Below are 16,990 nucleotides of genomic sequence, written 5' to 3' on the forward strand. Positions count from 1 at the left end.
TCACAACTATGATTACATCCAACAAAATCATCAATATGAACAGATACGTGCCGATTGCCATTCTCCTTTTATCTTTCTCGTTGGGTTGGAACTGCAAAGACAACATCGAAGAAGCGATGCCGGTTCTGACAGGCATAAAAGTGACGCCGGATATATTGAACTTGTCAATCGGGGAAGTCCAACAATTAAAAGCCGAGCCAATTCCGTCGGATGTCCCGGAGGTGTCGTTCACGTGGAGTTCAGACAATAAGAACGTGGCTACCGTTTCAACCAGTGGAACCGTAACCGGGATAGCCGCGGGAACAGTTCACATAACGGTGAAATCGGGGAGCGTGGAAAAAAGGATACCCGTCTCGGTATCCCCCGCGGCGTTCAAGGTGAGCATAGGCAATACAGTCTACGTAATCGACACCTTGGATTATGCCGAGATCGCCCCGGGCGTAACATGGTTTAAGTTTAGTATTCCCGAATTTGTCAACGGGTTTGGAACCCTTGGAAAAGGATTGGTGGTTAACTCTCTGGAGGTAGATGTATCTTCCCCGACCAGTAACCGGTTGGAAGTTTGCCCCGCGTCGCCGGCAACCTGGGGTAATGTCGAACGCCCGACGGCCATGTATGCCCGTAAACGGGCAATACTTGAAGCCGAGGGATATAAACCCGTTGCCGTGATAAACGGGGACTTCTATCTCCTATCCGCCAATAACACCACGGGATACGCCTACATCAATAACCGGCCGCTCGGAATGGAAATAGCCAACGGGATGGTCGTGCAAACCCCCTATACTGCTTCGTACACATCCGGGTTTATTATCAAAGACAATGGAACGCTGGATCATCACGATCAACTCTCTTTCTCGGGGCAAGTAGACGCGGGAGGACAATCGTTTCCATTGGCAGAAGTAAACGGATTCGCCAAGCGCGGAGAGCTGGTCTTGTTCAATAACCTTGCAAACTCTTATCCTACCGATTCGGCTTTTGCCTGGTCGCCTTACACCAGTACAATGGTCTCGCTTTCATATCCCGAAGGAGAATGGAGAGTGAACGACCGGATGGAGTTTATTGTGAAGGAGATTGAATACAACGTGGAAACAACTATCCCGGCTGCCAGCCCCTACAAAGGGAAAGATTTTAATGGGCAGGGTGCCATACTGGTTGGCAATGAATCGGCAGGGAATGACTCCAAAACGTTTCTCGATAACCTGAAGGTTGGCGATAGAGTAGGCGTTCAGATGGATATAAAGTCGGGAACCATTAAAATTTCCGATAAACGGATACATACTGTTGGTTACGGGGATGTAATCCTACGGCACGGGAGCCCGGTCGAAACGTGGAAAGAAGCGCATCCTCGTACGGCTATTGGATATTCGCTGCTCAAAGATAAAGCATACCTTGTCGTGATCGACGGGCGCCAGTCAAATTATTCAGTAGGAGCAACAACCGGACAGGTAGGAGCCATCCTGAAGGCGTTGGGTGCATATAGCGCGGTGAACCTCGACGGAGGAGGTTCTTCTGCCATGGTTGTCAATGGGGAAGTGAAAAACAAACCATCCGACACCAACGAACGGGCTGTTGCTAACGGGATCATGGTAACAACGAGAATAAATAATTAAAACAAAATAAATCAAGCTTTTAAGCAACGATAACACATCAGAATAATAATGTTTTATTAAAAAATAGTTCCAATATGAAAAGTAATGAAATTAGTCGCCGTCATTTTATCAGCACGGCAGCAGCAGCAACTGCAGGAGTAGCCATATCAGGAATTTCCAGTCCCGTTTTCGCCAACTCGAAAGATACCTCAGATAAACTTGCACTTCTCGGTGGAAAATCTGTTCGAGGAGATAAGAAGTGGCAAAAATGGCCGCAATGGAATGCAGAAAAGTTCGATCCGAAGATGAAAGAAGTGATGAGTAGCCTGACCTGGTCACGTAGCAAAAATGTAGCCGAATTTGAAAAGAAATGGGCAGAAATGCACGGTTCGAAGCATTGTCTCTCGACGGTAAATGGTACCAACGCTTTGAGCGCCGCATGGATGCAATCCAACATTGGTCCTGGCGACGAGGTAATCTGCTCTCCTTACACATTCAGCGCCTCAATTTTTGGCATCCTTTATAAAGGTGCCATGCCGGTTTTCGCGGATATTGATCCGACGACCTTTCAAATAGATCCGGCACAAATCAGGAAAAAAATCACTCCTCGGACCAAGGGTATTCTTCCGGTTCACATTTGTGGTTATCCATCTGATATGCCCGCCATCATGAAAATCGCCAGGGAACATAATTTATTCGTTGTGGAAGACGCTTGTCAGGCTCACCTGGCTGAAATCGGAGGGAAAAAAGTAGGAACATGGGGAAATGCCGGCTGCTTCAGCTTCCAGGCATCGAAAAATCTCCCTATTGGCGAAGGAGGTGGAATCCTGACCGACAACACAGAATATTACGATCGCCTTTATTCGTACCACAATTTTGGTTATGCGTCGGGCTCCGTATCCGGACAGATCAGTTCTATCTCTGCACTCATCCTGGCAAACAAGATTCGTATGGCCGAGTATCAGGCTGTCATAGGGTTGTGCCAAATGGAAAAACTGGAAGAGCAACACAAAATAAGAAACGAAAACGGGGCATACCTGAATGAAAAACTCGCGGCATATCCCGGCGTCTCACCCGTCAAATTACACAAAGGAGCCACTGCCGCTTCTTATTACATTTATGCGATGGTATACAATGAGGACAAGATGGACGGACTTCCCCGCAAGCGGTTTATTGAGGCCCTCAACGCCGAAGGTGTGCCTGTAGCAACCGGCTATCCGAATGATCCGCTTTATGGTCAACCCATGCTTAAAGAGGTATTCGCATCCGACATTTATAAAAAGTGTTATTCTGCGAGCGAGCTGGATTTTGAAAAATACAAACAGAAAAATCATTGTCCATCATTGATTAAAACCTACAATTCAGCCCTTTGGATCTGGAATGGAGGACTCATGCTCGGCACAAAATCCGACATGGACGACATCATCAACGCAGTGGATAAAATCCATAATAACGTTGCGAAGCTCAAATAAAATGGGCATGGTAGTACTAAAAAATGTAGATAGGAAATTAGGAGGGTTTGCAAACCCTCCTAATTTTTTTATTATACCATTTCACAAGTACAGTCTACTGAATATCGACTAGTTATTCTTCTAATGTACTCAATACGGCCATATACTTTGATTCATCTAATTCATTGGCTCTTGCATTTGTCAAAATTTGCATACACAGCTCTTTAAGAGGATAGCCTTTAGGATTTCTAATATTTAATGACCACACCTCATCATCGACTACATTCCGAAAAACGACACTATGCCCTCCTATAATTCTCCGGGGAACACCTTTTCCTTTAAAATTGCCAATAAATGAAACCATCTTTTTGTGCAACTCTTCCGCAAATTGGGGACTAACCGGGAATGTTAAGCTCTCTATATTATATCTCTCAGACATTTCTTCCGATTGTTTCCTGATTTGTGCCCCATTATAAGCTTTTATTTTCTGCAGACTGTCTTTACTAACAGCATCAGGTTCTGAGATAGTAACCGTCCATTTTTTAGCCGACAGTAGTGATTCTTAATCAAAAATATTGAAGTACAGGATAGCTGGAAGAAGATATTTCCTTCGTTAGCTATCCTGCACCCGGTTGGAGTTCTCTTATTTTTCAATAAGCTTTTCACGTATTCATTTCTCAGATATCTTTAAATTAAAAAATATATACCTATAAAAATTAAAACGAGAATAATTGCTATTATTTGCCTTATAAATTCTCGCTTTGAAAAATATAAAGTAGTAATTAAAAAACATACAGCTAAAATCACAGCCATTAATCCTTTATCAAATTCTTTTTCAAGTGGATCTCCCACATAAATATATAAATATAGTATCCCTACTAATATTAAAACGGGAACTGAAATGATTAATCTTTTGTCTTTCATTTTTAAATAATCCAATTTATTATCAAATAAGAATAAACACTACAGGAATTGCTGATTATCACTAGTTTTCGAACACAGAGTAGGTAGTAACAGGAAATCCATTTCCCATATCACAATGCGTTATCTCCACAGTGATGCCTCTATTCGATCCTGATTCAAGATAATCATCCTCAAATTTAGAGAATTGCTCTCCCTCTAACCAAGCCATAGAAGAAACAAGAACTGCTCCCGCAGTAAAATAAAGGATAACGAAATATGCCGTTGTTATAACAAAAGATATATTTTTTTGCGCTGCCATATAGCTTCTATATTTACCAATAACCGAGAAATACCGTGTAACAAAAGAATCTGATTTTTCGGTGAAAAACACCGGAATAAATGTAAAACTCACCACCAGACCTGCTGTCCGTTTTCATAAGTGAAAGGCCGTTCCTCCTTTCCGCGGGTATGGTTATGCAGCAGGAACAGGGCTCCTGAAGGTACGTCCTCGTATTTGAGTTCCGCCCTGTCGGCCGTTTGTTCACCTAACGAAACCCATTCCCCGTCGTCCCAGTAGACCAGTTCGTAACGATCACCCGGCCGTACCGCATTGTCGTCATTGCGGATCAGGTACCGCAATCCGGTAACAGCACGGGGAACCTCCAGGTCCAGCCCGACCCATGATCCGGACGCTTCTGCAGCATCATAAAAAGTGAGCGGGTCGCCGTCGAACACCGCCTCTTTGGTTCTCTCCGGATAGTTTCCCTGAAAACCGTCCGTGCCGATTATCTTTCCCTTCAATTCCGTTTCTCCGGAAAAGAAATATATTTCAGCCATGTTGTTATAGCCGCTGTCTGCCGACAGATAACGCAGGTAGTGGAAATTACCGGGCGGCACCGCAATATCGTAATACTCCATGTCCACCGATTCGGGCACCGTATGTAACGTTATGGCATCACTGAAATCCGGCTTGTTAGCACCCTGGAAACGTCCTCCGACAGAACGTATCCGGAACTTTTTCCAATAGTCGAAAATTTTGTATTTGCGTTTAAGAATTACATTCTGCCTTTTTTCTTTGTCGGGTTTCACCTGTACGATCCTGCCGTCGTCGTAATAGAGGACGGGGTCGGCGAACGTTGCGTATCTCTCGTCGTAGTAGGCATAAGGCATATATGCAATCCCCGGTTCCATATATCGGAATCTCACAGAATCACGCTCTACCTTGCTCCAGGCCATCGGTATCCACCGGGTGTTATTGAAAACGCTCAAATACATTATTTTTCCTTCATACGAATCTTGTCCCGCATACAAGGCGATTTCTCTGTCGGGGAAATAGTATTGCGACACATCCCGAAGCAATTTACGGTTCAGTACTCCGGGTATATGATCCCTGTTATTCTGGAAGGGGAGGGACTCCTGTTGAGATGCGAAACATAGTCGGTAAACCCGGCCTAGCTTGCGTCCGCGGTCTCTCGGTTTACCCGGCTTCTGTTCGTAGAAATCAAAACTGAAGTAATTGCCATCGGTACCGCGGACATAGTTCCAGAAATGCCCTGTGAAAGAGTTGTCGGGATTCTGCACGATGATGTCCATACCCACCGGTAAACCCACAGAGCGCATCACGTACATCAAGAATTCAGCCTGATCCTTGCAACTCCCATACCTTGCCCGGAGCATGGTAGAAGCTCCCAATCCCGGTACCGACAAGCCTGATTGGTAAATCCATTTTTCGGGATTTACCGTCACATACTCGCATAGCAGGCTACACGCTTTGACAGGATCATCACCATGGTAAAGGCTATCCAGTATGGGCTGGAATATACTATGATATGTTTCTTTCCAGTCTTCCAAAGGTTCGGTACCCACCCGATAAGGGAGTACCTCCTCGCAGAAATCCTCAAACGATATATGTTTACCCCATGGTGCCTCCTTCCATATGCGGAATGAAGACTCAATATTACAGATCAGATACCCGGCGGTAATTGTTTTGATATCGAACGTTTTCTCATACTGGGTCTGTTTCAAGGAACCGTATTCTTTTTCAAACGTATTAAGCGTCCCCCAGATAAGCTTGTCCTGTGAGACCAGATAGTGCCGGAATGTGTCAAGCAAAACGCTGTTATTGGTATGGTGATTTGGCATGTTCATGATCAGGAACTCCGCTGCGCGCCGTTTCTGACTGTTATCGGGTCCCTTGTAGTTGTCAATCACTTTTTCCAGTTCTTCACGGTTGTCACCTGCAAGTTCAAGTGCCGATTCCAATTCGGGAGAATATTTGGAACAGGCAATCGCAAAAAATATAAAAAGAGCACATAAGAATCTCATAGTTTTTTTATTGAAATTTTGATATCAAGATGAATATTAAAAATAATAGTTAGTCCCTATATATCAACGGGGGCTATTTCTTTTTATCAGCAACAGAGGCAGAAGTATCCAAATCCCGATAACCGACATTATCAGGCCTCCTATTGTACCGGCGGCCAACGGGAACCAAAATCCTTCTTTTTGCGTTCCTACCATAAAAGGAATAAACCCGAGAATAGTGGAGATGACAGTCAGGAAGATGGGGATAATTTTGTTGTTCCAGGCTTTCAGGTAAACCCTGACCGGAGGTAGGAGCGGTTTTTGTTTCCGTATCCGGTTGTAATCGTCCAGGATATAGATGCTGGCGTTCACGGTAAGCCCCGACAGCAGGATGAAGGAGGCGAATCCCCCTTGGTCGAAATTCAATTTGAACCAATAGAATGTCAAGAAGATACCGATAAAGGATACTGGAATGATGAATATGATGGCAAACGGTTGTTTCAGCGAATTGAACAAAATGGATGTGGTCATGAAAATAATCGCCGCCAATAACCCTATCAGGTAATACTGCTTATTGTCCTGTTTTCCCCAGCCCCAGTAAGAGCTTTCCCGGCCTGCACTATACCCCATGGGAAGTTGTTCGTTGAATTCCTTCAGTTCCCTGTCGAGTATCCTGTCCCCCTGCATGGGAGAACCGATGTAATCGTATTGCAATACCATCCGGTACTGTTGATTTTCCTTGCCCACTTCCCGTGGCGCTTGCCCTTTCTCTATGGCGGCAACTTCCCCCAGTTTATAGAACTTATTGCCGACATGGCGGCCAATATGCTCCATCGCCCATATGTCGTATTCTTTGGACTGTTTGCTACCCAGCACGATATGCTGGTTTTCTCCTTCCGCGACCACCGATCCAACCCACATGTCGCGGGTAAAAACCGGTTGCAGCGACCTGTACACATCACCGGGCAGAAGCCCGCGGGTAGCGAGCCATTCCCTGTCCAGTGCGAAAGAAAACTCTTGGTAATCGTCCTTATACCTTGCATAATTGGAATTCACAAGAATTTCTTTTATACGGGAATAGCTGAGCAGGCGATTTTTCAGCGTGTCTGTCCATGCCGAGAGTTCATCATAGTTATAGCCATATAGTTTTACACGGTATGAACCCGGTGTCTCCCTCACATCGTTACTGAATCCCTGATCCTCCAGTCCGCTTACACTCCAGCTCCCACCACCCAATTCCAGCGCCCTGCTCACCACTTTGTTTTTCAATTCGTAGGGGAAAGCTCCCTGTTCTTCCTCCTTCCGGAAGAAAACGCTGATGGATGCCTGTCGGGCGCTCGAAATACTTGTCTGGAACTGCCTGATCTCGGGAAAGGTACTTAGGAAGCGTTCCATTTGTACTATCAGGTTGTTCATCTGTGGTAAAGTCGTCCCGTTGGGCATTGATGCGTAGATGTTCAGTATGGTTTCCTCTTTCCGGGTAAAATAACTCCCCCGGTACACTTTCTCGGCAAATAGCCGCCATGTGCCTCCCAATATCTTATTCATCAATGGCTTTACCTTCTCCTTGTAGGTGACATTCTCGGCTATTTTATTGTATCCCGATGCAAACGGGTTCTCCTGGTTGATTTTTTCCGGCAACAGGAACACCGGTAACCCGAAGAGTAAAACCACTGCCACGAAAGAAATCCATTTCCGGCGGTTCATCAGGCAGATCATCCTTTCATATAGGCGTGTAAAACGGATACTCAGCCGGACAGGAGAAAAAAAGAGAAACCGTCGGCGGCGACCTCTTTTCACCAGTCGGACACGTTCAAACATGGCCGGTACAAACCATAGTGCCACGAAGAAAGAGACCATCAGGTTAATAATCAGGATGACTGCAAAATCCTGCAGGTTGAGGCGTAATTTCTCGTCCAGCAGGAAGATCATGGAGAGGGCACCTATGGAAGTCACCGTTGCCGTCAGTATGGGCATAATAGCTTTCCGGTTACCCTTGTGGATCATGTGGTCGGTCATGATGATGGCATTGTCGATGATCAGGCTGAGCGAGATGGTAATACCGGCCAGGGAATAGAGCTGTATTTCGATCTTGAAGAAGTAGTAGAATATGGAGGCGACAGCCAGGTCTATAAAGAGACTAACGCCAATCAGCAACAGATAGCGTATGTTACGGGTCATTAGCAGTACGAAGAGTAACAGGATCAGCATGGTCATTCCGCCGCGAATATACACTTTCCGGAGCTCGGCCTTTATATAATCCGTGGCATCATAACTGGCATGGATTTCATAACCGGGAGGCAGGCCGGCCTCGATCTCCGCTATTTTCTTCTTCACCAGTCCGCTCAGGCGTAACTGGTTGGCCGACTCGTCGGCAGTAAGGGAGAGGTAGATGGAATTCAACCCGTTGATACGGTAATAGCCCGAAGGCGCACTCTCCGTATGGATAACTTTCACCAGTTGATCCAGGCGGATAAGCGTCCCATCCTCGTTGGCGACAAAAATAGACGAGGGATCAAAACCGTTCTTTTCCACCTCCGAAAGCATCGTGATACGTGTCCACGAGGAAATTCCGCTGCGGGACCCGGTTTCCGCCATACCCAGGAACTGGACGGCATAATATTGCGATATGGCTTGCCGTATATCATTCACCGTTACCCCGACGGTTTCCAGTTGAAGGGCATCATATTCGAGTTGCCATTCCATCGGGGTCGCGCCGCTTACACTAACACTGTATATTCCCCCGATACCACCGAGTGCTGTTTTAATGACATTTTCTGCATACCGCTGGATAACGATGGGGCTGGCAGCCGAGTTGATGGTGTAGGTCATGAAGGGGCGGGTCGCTTGCGCATCGGAATGGCTGACCGAGATGGAGGGATAAGTTACCCCCCGGGGCAGTTCCGGCCACACCTGGCGGATAATGGTGGATACCTCGAACCGGGCTACATCGATGGAGGTATGCTTGTCGAATTGGATGGTTATACTACCCCGTCCGTTTCCGGAAGTAGAATGAATACCGCGGATACCTTTCACACGTGCCAGCATCGATTCTATTTTGGAGGTAGCTTCCGCCTCCACTATACGGGGAGCGTTTCCCGGCATGCTGAAACTCACCGAGATGGCCGGCAGGGTACGGGAAGGCGCCAGCTTTACCGGCAATAGGGGAACCAATGCCACCCCTACGATGGAGAGGCATACAAACAGGAGTATAACCGTGAATGATGATATGTCTCTTTTTTCAGCCAAAGCAGTCTTGATTTATCCGTTCATTGTGGTTCGCCTGCCATGCTCCAGTCGAATGCATCGGCAAGGGGGATACGTCTCTCGAAATCGTACAGCGTTATCCTGCGTATCTTGAAATAGTTCTGCCAGTAGTTCCTCAATGCTGAGATATAGTTGCGCTGGGCCGACTGGCGGCGGTTAGAGGAAAGGGTGAGGCTGTTGATGTCGGCCTTACCGATGATGAAACGCTCGCGTGTCTGTTCATAAGCCAATTTGGCCAGTTCCACGGCCTCCTGCGCGCTACGGATAAGTTGCTGCTGCACGGTAAAATGGCCCACCGTCATGATGACATCCTCTTCAAGTTGAATGGCCCTTTCTCGAGCGGTCAACTTGGTAATATTGAGGTTACTTTTAGCCATGTTGTATCTTCCGCGGCGTACTCCCCAGTCGACCAACGGAACGGACAACTTCAGCGAAACGATATCCTGTTGCAACGGGTTCCGGTAGGCCTCCCTGAACGATTCCGCCACCTGGTTGAAGCCGATGCTGGCGGATACTCCGGCATTGAACCGAGACTCTATTCCAGTGCGCTCCAGCGACTGTTCCGATTGCAATACCTGCTGTTCCGAATCCAGGTATCCCGGATTGTTTTCCTTGGCAAACAGCAATGCTTCATCTACCGCCACAAGCACATCTTCAGGATAATCGGGCAGTTTCAATGTTATTGTCCTGTTCTTGTCGATGTTCAGATAAGCAGCCAGGGCGAACATGCTCCTTTTCAGGTTGATTTCCGCGTTTTGCAGGCTGTTCTGCGCGTTTACCCGGTCCAACTTGAGTGTCAGTAAGTCGGCTTGCCCGATGGAGGCGATCTTATGCTTTTCCACTCCAATAATATAGAGTGTATCGGAATTGGCAAGGTTTTCCAGTGCCAGGTCGTATTCCGCCTGTGCCATGGCCAGTTCGAAAAAATATCCGATAGCCGTTTCAGCCGTCTGTTCCAGTTGATAGAGCAGCTCTTTTCGTGCTTTCTCGTATTTTACGGGAGCAATTTTTTTCTCCCATTTGAAGGCATTATACCCGAACAGCTCCTGCCGGTACCCGACACGCACCGGGACACTGGTAAACTGGCTGTAGGAACGATCCCCGAAGTTACGGATGTATCCCAGTTCGGAGTCGATAAAAAACGTCCCGCCCGTCAGGTCGAAATTCTGCTGCACCGCCAAGTTCCCATAACTGTAAAGGGATTGCTGGCGGCGATACATGTCGATATTCTGTTGGGAATCGTACCGGCGCGTGTAATCCCGGTTATACGACAAAGGGGTCATATAGAGCGTCAAGGAAGGCAACCGCCGCGCCTTGAACGACCGGTACTCCCAATAACCGGCCATGTAACTGTTCTTCATCCGGAATGCCGACAGTGAACTGTCGTTCGCCAGTTTCACCGCCGTTTCCAAGTCCAGTTCAATCACCTTTTTCTGCGCATGACCCCGGTACGGCAGGAAAACCGCCGCACATATTAAATATATCACTATCAATTGTTTCATATTTTTAATCATCAAATCATCACATCCTTTTTCCTATAAATAGCCCAATAAAGCAGTGGGATAAAGAAAACACTCACGAATGTGCCGATGACCATGGTGCTGATCATGGTAATGGCAAGCGGTTTCTGCAATTCCGACCCCATGTCGAACGTAAAGAGAATGGGAATCATGGAAAAGACGGAGGTGAGCGCGGTCATGATAATGGCCCTCAACCTCCTCACGCCTGCTGTGTGGATTGCCTCCATCAGAGGCATTCCCTTTTTACGCAATTCATTGATCAGGTCTATTTTCAGGATGGAGTCGGTGAGGATTACCCCGACACAGACCACGATACCGATAGCGCTCATCAGGTTCAGGGTGTTGCCTGTCAGCCATAGTACGATCAGAGCAAAGGCAATGTCGATCGGAATTTCCGTCAACACGATAATGGGCTGAAGGAAGTTCTCGAACTGGGATGCCAGGATAAAGTACATGAGCAATACCGATACCAGCAGGATGACCGCCAGTTCACGCAACATCCTTGCATTGGAGAAGAAATTCCCGGAAAAGTCCACATCCCATGTGCCGGACCGGCGGACAACGTCCGAACTTTCCTTCATGAACTCTCCGGGATTATCCACCCGGTAATAATGTAACGGGATATACTCGCCGTTCTTTCCGGCAATGATGGTTTTGATGTCTTCACCCATTCTTATCCCCACCAATGACGAGACGGGTATGCTGACCGGCTGCGTGCTGTTTGCCGGTCTCCCTTTTACCAGTGTTTGCTGCAGCACTTCGGTGATAGTCTGCTGTTTTCCCGAAATGGAGATAGGCAGGTATTGCTGGAAAGAGCGCAATATGGCGACTTGGTTGTCCCGGAAAGCGGTTTTCAGAACCTGGTGGATTTCCTGCTGTGTCACCCCGTAGAGCAACATCCTCTCCTTGTCCGGAATGATTTCATACTGCTGTTCGAACGGTACGCTCTCTGCCTGTTGTCCGGTTTCCTTGAGAAGCATCTCCTCCATTTCCCGTATCTCCTCCGGGTCGGGCAATGCCTCCCTGTTTTTCGCATAAAGCTGCAGGATGATATCCGCCTCCCCGGTATCGAAAATTTTCTCGAACACGTTTTCAGGAGGAGAGAAGGAGATAACGCCGCGGGGGTGGTGACGCGCCATCCACTCCCGCACCTCTTTTTCCAGCAGGGCGATATGCTGTGGCTTCGCTGTCTTGAAGTAAAGCCGGGCTTCCGTGCCGGTCAGCTCGTTATCCTTGTCCAGCAAGTACTGGCGTTGCCCCACATAGCACGCGTTCTCCACGGTGTACTCCTCCACCTGTTTCAACAGTTCCGCGGTCCGCCGGCCGTTTTCATCCACGTGGATATTCTCGTTCCACTCCACCAGGGCGACTGTTTCCACGTAGTCCAGCTTGGGCATCGATGTCTTGGGCATTGCCTCGAAAAGATAGACGCACAGGGGAAAGGAAATGACCAGCAGGGCCAGGAAGAAAACCTTGTGTCTGAAAACGTAGGCGATACCCCGGTCGTAGAAGGGGAATACCACTCCGTCAATCTTTCGCTGCATCCGGGCGAAGAAACCGGAAAAATCCCTTTTTGTGATTTGTGTCCCGTATGCCAGTTTGTAGAGTACCGGCAGCATGATAATTCCGGTGAGGTACGACACCAGCATCCCGATGGTAACCGCAAAAGCCTCTGAAAAAAAGATGGCACCCGCGATGCCGCTCATGAAAACCAGCGGCACGAACACGGCTATCGTGGTAAGGGTGGAACTGAGGATGGGCATGACCACCTCTTTGGTTCCCTTCTCGCAGGCGTCGTCGAGCGCATACCCCTCCCGGCGGTATTGCGTGATGATGTCGGTGACCACGATGGAGCTGTCTATCATGTTTCCCAAAGCGAGAATCAGGCCTGCCAGGGTTATGATGTTGATTGACTCCTTGAAGAGGAAAAAGAAGATGAAGGAGGTAATCAGGGCTGTAGTCATGCTGATGCCGATAATCATCGGCGACTTGGCATCCCCCAGGAATAGCAACGCTACGATAAAGACAAGGATAAAACCCATGACCAGGTTCTCCTGCAGGTTGGAGATGGTGTAATCAAGCAGTTCCGTCTGGTTGCGGTTCACGGTAAACTGCACATCGGGATAACTTCGTCCGAAACTCCGGAGTGTTTTATTGAGCGACAGGCGCAGGTTCTTCATCGTCTCGTCGGCCTGCTTGATGATGCCGATGGTTACTGCCCGTTTGCCGTTCACCAGCGACATGCCCGATTCGGGTTGACGCACCACCTCTATCCTGGCGAGGTCCCTGAGTTGGAAGATGCGCCCTCCCTTCTCGATAAAGATGTCCCGCACATCTTCCGGCGTGCGAAGCAGGGAAGAGAACCTGATGTTGTATTCATAGTAGCCGTCCCGTACCACCATACTTCCCGGTTCTATATTGTTGGCGGCAAGTATGTTTTCAATATCGCCCAGTGTGATGGAGGCGGATTCCAGTATTGGGAGGTCGGGCACTATCTGCAGGTGTTTGTACATCAAGCCTGTTATGTCGGCCATCGCCACCTCCGGCAATTGTTCAATACGCCGTTTGATGACATTGTCGGCAAATTCCGACAGGTCGAGGAATTTTTGCTCGTCAGTTGTGCCATAGGGAATATCTTCCTTCAAGCTGATATTCACGTAAAAGACGGGAAGGTCGGTAGCGCTGGCCTTGATAACCCTGGGGCGGCGGAAATCCCTCGGCAGGCTGTTCATGGCCGCGTCTATCTTCTCGTTCACCTCGATGAAAGCCAGGTCGGTATTGGTGCCGTGGTCGAATTTCAGGCGGATGATGGCTGATCCGTCGCGTGTCTCGCTCCGTATATCGCGAAGTTTGCCCACCTGCATCAGTTGCCGGCGGACCGGTTTTGTCACCGTATTCTCCAGTTCGCGTGCCGATGTGTTGTCACCCGATATTTGGACGGTGATCTCAGGGATGGCGATATCGGGCAGTAACGATACGGGCAGCGTGTTGTAGGTGATGATGCCCAGGATGACGCATGCCAGGAACGACATCAAGACCGATATGGGGCGCTGCAGGATGGCTTTTAGCATGGCTTAGTGTAAATATTGTTGTTCCTGTTCTTCCTTCTGTTCCGGATCGTCCGCAGTTCCTACCACGGTGACCGGGGATTCGTGCGCCAGGTTGATATTGCCGCTGGTGATGACCATGTCTCCCTCTTTTAAGGTTTCACCGGTAATGGTGCAGGACGCGGAATTTTCCAGGCCTGTCTGCACGTAGTGCCACAAAGCCTTTCCGTCCGCCAGGGTGAAGACCACCTGTTTCCCCGAGCGGAGCACTACCGCGCTCTTGGGAACCACCCACTGTTTACCTGTCGCGCGGAATATGCTCACCCGCGCATTCATGCCTTCCACCAATCGTGGGTGGTATGCCACCGACGCCCTTACCTGTACCATTCCGTTCTTGTCCACCCATGGGTTGATTTCCAAGACCTTTCCCTCTACGGTGACGCCCGGGAGGGCGAAAGGGGAGATGGTCACCCTGTCGCCGTTTTGTATCAGGCCCAGTTCGTTTTCCAGTACGGTAAAGGATATCTCAAGGCTGCGCATGTCCACGATGTGGCAGAATACCTCGGAGGAAGAGGAAAGAGTATGAGGTTTGGCGAACAGGTTGGCAATCACCCCGTCGATGGGGGCAGCAAGGGTGGCCCGTTGCAGCTCATAGGTTGCCATGTCTCGGTTCGTTTGTGCCGTGTTGAAGCCGCTTTTTATCTGTGCCAGCCGCATCACCTCTTCCGGCACGGCATCCATGTTGTCGAGTTTGAATCCTTGGCCGATCAAAACATCCTGGAATTCCAACTTGCTACGCTCCAATGCGTCCTTTGCCTGAGACAACCTGTTTTGTAGTCGGAAGGTGTCCAGCACGGCGAGGAGGTCGCCTTGTGCTACCCGGTCACCATTTTTGACAAATACTTTGGCGATCACCTCCGAAGTTTGAAATCTGACCTCGGCCATCGTCCTTGCGGAAATCTTGCCGTTGCTCACCAATTCATGCTCAAAATCGGCATATAGCAGCGGCACGATGGTCACTTCGGTCTGTTTGTCAGAAGGGAGTTCCTTGATGGAGGCCTCTGTACTCTCTTTTTTCTCTTGATTGCATGAAGAGAGATGCAATAAGGCTACGAGAATAAATGGAATCCAGTCAAAACGGTTCATAATGTAGCTCCTTTTTTTATCCGTGCGGTTGACTTATTTTTCTTCATCTTTAAATTTGTTTTGTAAGTCTATTTCCTCGCTTTAGTCTTTCAGCTCATAATAGAATAACGGGGATTCATCTCTTCAGAAAATTGTTTGAGATGGTTATGTTGTTTTTTGCTAAGCCCGTATTTTATATTTCCCGATTCATAGTTATTAATGAAAAGCGGCATACTCAGAACGGGGATAAATGCATATATCCCCTTTTCATCCGAACAGGCAAAATGATGTTTGGACGCCTTGGCTGCTGTCTCGTAAAAATAATCGTCAAAGAAAACGTTATATAAATATGCCTCCCCTGAGTTCTTAGAGTACAACAACATGTCGGATCCAGATGTATAATCATCCATATATTCACAAAAAATATAGTTGTCAACTTCCAGAAATTTTCTAATTGTTTTTATTTTGCGGATACGGTTGATTTTCGTTGTCACAACAGGTCGGGAAAGATCCAACCCTTCAAGGTCCCCCTTCCGCAGCAACCGCTTGCTACTGATTCGAAAATAAGGCGATACACCGTTATTATTTAATGAGAAGACCGTGCTGGAATAGATAGGTGCGAAACATGGCGCATAGCTGTTATTCGGGTAGAAAAAACTGCCGTCTTTAAAAGTGACACACTGAAATCCAAGGTTGTGCTCATGGGATGACAAATACTTCCCTGCAACTTCTCCCGATTTCTTATCCACTTTCAACAATAACGGCAAGTCCTTATCCAGGAGGATTCTCTCTGGTTGAAAATAGAGATATAGAAAATCACCCACGACCTGAATGTGCCCTACAAATCCTATATTTTTCAACTCGAACGAGGAAATATACTCTCCCGAAAGGGTATATGAATGTATTCTATGCCAATCAACGGTATAGATTGTCCCATCCTTGTCAATGGTAAAATCCCTAATTCTGGAGAATTCCCCTGGTCCGGATCCCAAATTCCCGATTTTCCTCACAAATTTTCCCTCCTTGTCAAAACAATAAAGTCTCTCATATTGGCAGTCCAGGATAAAAATGTAGTCATCCGTCACCTGAATCTCATTGATAGACTGTATAAGACAATTTTCACTGGTTTCCAGAAAAATGGGCCTTACCGATTTGAAATAAGAGGAAGTGGTCGCAAAATCTTCCTTCTTCAATGCATCGATATCAACCTCATACTTCGGATTGTTCATATCCCGACCAGTCTCGTTGGAGTTACAAGAAAAGAAGGTTACTGAAAACAAAAAAGATATTATTATTTTTTTCATATTTCTCATAAATTATTCAAGTTTATACATGCTACAGAAAAACTAAAGGCAGTCCCCATGCTATTAAGTATATGAATATTCAAGAAACCGCTATATAGCAACATTCCATGGAATGACCGGTATTAATTTCATGACAGTCCATAGGCAAAAGAATTATAATTTTTACAAAAAAACAGAGAATAAAATAGATATAATACTCTTTTTGCGTTAATTGTCACATAATTAACGCAGGAATAATTTCAATTGTCAAGAATAGAGCCCCGATATCCACACTTTTTTAGTCTGGGCTGATAACCGCAACATCCGGTCACCTATTTTTATTTAATATAACTATTTTTAACAAGAGGCTTATTCTTGACAGACCTCTTCATGATAGCCCTACCCTTGTCGGCGGAAGCGGCTCTTTTCTCGATACCCTCCCGGGATTCTTCTTTCGTCCTTACAGTTATTACTCCATATTTCGCGTAATCCCCCTTGCCG

General features: G+C 47.3%; 11 protein-coding genes. 2 read left to right on the top strand and 9 right to left on the bottom strand.

The window, feature by feature from the left end:
• The first annotated feature begins 35 nt into the window (after nucleotides 1–35).
• Together VB073_RS06130 and VB073_RS06135 are read left to right on the top strand one after the other, a co-directional pair.
• The gene (locus VB073_RS06130) at nucleotides 36–1,610 is read left to right on the top strand and encodes a phosphodiester glycosidase family protein (protein WP_323403268.1); all 1,575 of its coding nucleotides are present in this window, start codon (nucleotides 36–38) and stop codon (nucleotides 1,608–1,610) included.
• A gap of 74 nt (nucleotides 1,611–1,684) precedes the next feature.
• Nucleotides 1,685–3,061 (top strand): DegT/DnrJ/EryC1/StrS family aminotransferase, encoded by a 1,377-nt coding sequence (locus VB073_RS06135; protein WP_323403269.1) that lies wholly within the window; start codon nucleotides 1,685–1,687, stop codon nucleotides 3,059–3,061.
• A 112-nt stretch (nucleotides 3,062–3,173) separates the two neighbouring features.
• On the opposite strand, the gene VB073_RS06140 is transcribed toward VB073_RS06135, so the two are convergent.
• The 9 genes from VB073_RS06140 to VB073_RS06180 all read right to left on the bottom strand — a co-directional run bounded on the left by VB073_RS06140 (nucleotide 3,174) and on the right by VB073_RS06180 (nucleotide 16,510).
• On the bottom strand, nucleotides 3,174–3,479 hold the full coding sequence (locus tag VB073_RS06140; RefSeq protein ID WP_323403270.1) for a hypothetical protein: 306 nt from the start codon (nucleotides 3,477–3,479) through the stop codon (nucleotides 3,174–3,176).
• 248 nt (nucleotides 3,480–3,727) lie between these two features.
• Nucleotides 3,728–3,964: a hypothetical protein gene (locus VB073_RS06145; RefSeq protein WP_323403271.1), complete on the bottom strand. Its 237-nt coding sequence runs from the start codon at nucleotides 3,962–3,964 to the stop codon at nucleotides 3,728–3,730.
• A gap of 61 nt (nucleotides 3,965–4,025) precedes the next feature.
• Nucleotides 4,026–4,262, bottom strand: a complete 237-nt coding sequence (locus VB073_RS06150) for a hypothetical protein (protein ID WP_323403272.1) — start codon at nucleotides 4,260–4,262, stop codon at nucleotides 4,026–4,028.
• A gap of 89 nt (nucleotides 4,263–4,351) precedes the next feature.
• A complete protein-coding gene (locus VB073_RS06155; protein WP_323403273.1) occupies nucleotides 4,352–6,268 on the bottom strand; it encodes a discoidin domain-containing protein in 1,917 nt (638 codons plus the stop codon).
• Nucleotides 6,269–6,331: 63 nt separating this feature from the next.
• On the bottom strand, nucleotides 6,332–9,496 hold the full coding sequence (locus VB073_RS06160; protein ID WP_323403274.1) for an efflux RND transporter permease subunit: 3,165 nt from the start codon (nucleotides 9,494–9,496) through the stop codon (nucleotides 6,332–6,334).
• A gap of 20 nt (nucleotides 9,497–9,516) precedes the next feature.
• Nucleotides 9,517–11,016, bottom strand: coding sequence for a TolC family protein (locus VB073_RS06165; RefSeq protein WP_323403275.1), 1,500 nt, complete (start codon nucleotides 11,014–11,016; stop codon nucleotides 9,517–9,519).
• An 11-nt stretch (nucleotides 11,017–11,027) separates the two neighbouring features.
• On the bottom strand, nucleotides 11,028–14,105 hold the full coding sequence (locus VB073_RS06170; RefSeq protein ID WP_323403276.1) for an efflux RND transporter permease subunit: 3,078 nt from the start codon (nucleotides 14,103–14,105) through the stop codon (nucleotides 11,028–11,030).
• A 3-nt stretch (nucleotides 14,106–14,108) separates the two neighbouring features.
• Nucleotides 14,109–15,227, bottom strand: coding sequence for an efflux RND transporter periplasmic adaptor subunit (locus tag VB073_RS06175; RefSeq protein ID WP_323403277.1), 1,119 nt, complete (start codon nucleotides 15,225–15,227; stop codon nucleotides 14,109–14,111).
• 89 nt (nucleotides 15,228–15,316) lie between these two features.
• Complete coding sequence (locus VB073_RS06180) at nucleotides 15,317–16,510, bottom strand: 6-bladed beta-propeller (RefSeq protein WP_323403278.1); 1,194 nt, start codon at nucleotides 16,508–16,510, stop codon at nucleotides 15,317–15,319.
• Nucleotides 16,511–16,990: the final 480 nt, after the last annotated feature.

Origin of the sequence: Proteiniphilum sp., assembly GCF_034927365.1 — a bacterium.
Classification (GTDB): domain Bacteria; phylum Bacteroidota; class Bacteroidia; order Bacteroidales; family Dysgonomonadaceae; genus Proteiniphilum.

Coding starts and splice junctions, on each gene's coding strand:
- VB073_RS06175 (WP_323403277.1), bottom strand. CDS start 15,227: ATGAACCGTTTTGACTGGATTCCATTTATTCTCGTAGCCTTATTGCAT.
- VB073_RS06135 (WP_323403269.1), top strand. CDS start 1,685: ATGAAAAGTAATGAAATTAGTCGCCGTCATTTTATCAGCACGGCAGCA.
- VB073_RS06180 (WP_323403278.1), bottom strand. CDS start 16,510: ATGAAAAAAATAATAATATCTTTTTTGTTTTCAGTAACCTTCTTTTCT.
- VB073_RS06170 (WP_323403276.1), bottom strand. CDS start 14,105: ATGCTAAAAGCCATCCTGCAGCGCCCCATATCGGTCTTGATGTCGTTC.
- VB073_RS06140 (WP_323403270.1), bottom strand. CDS start 3,479: ATGTCTGAGAGATATAATATAGAGAGCTTAACATTCCCGGTTAGTCCC.
- VB073_RS06145 (WP_323403271.1), bottom strand. CDS start 3,964: ATGAAAGACAAAAGATTAATCATTTCAGTTCCCGTTTTAATATTAGTA.
- VB073_RS06155 (WP_323403273.1), bottom strand. CDS start 6,268: ATGAGATTCTTATGTGCTCTTTTTATATTTTTTGCGATTGCCTGTTCC.
- VB073_RS06130 (WP_323403268.1), top strand. CDS start 36: ATGAACAGATACGTGCCGATTGCCATTCTCCTTTTATCTTTCTCGTTG.
- VB073_RS06165 (WP_323403275.1), bottom strand. CDS start 11,016: ATGAAACAATTGATAGTGATATATTTAATATGTGCGGCGGTTTTCCTG.
- VB073_RS06150 (WP_323403272.1), bottom strand. CDS start 4,262: ATGGCAGCGCAAAAAAATATATCTTTTGTTATAACAACGGCATATTTC.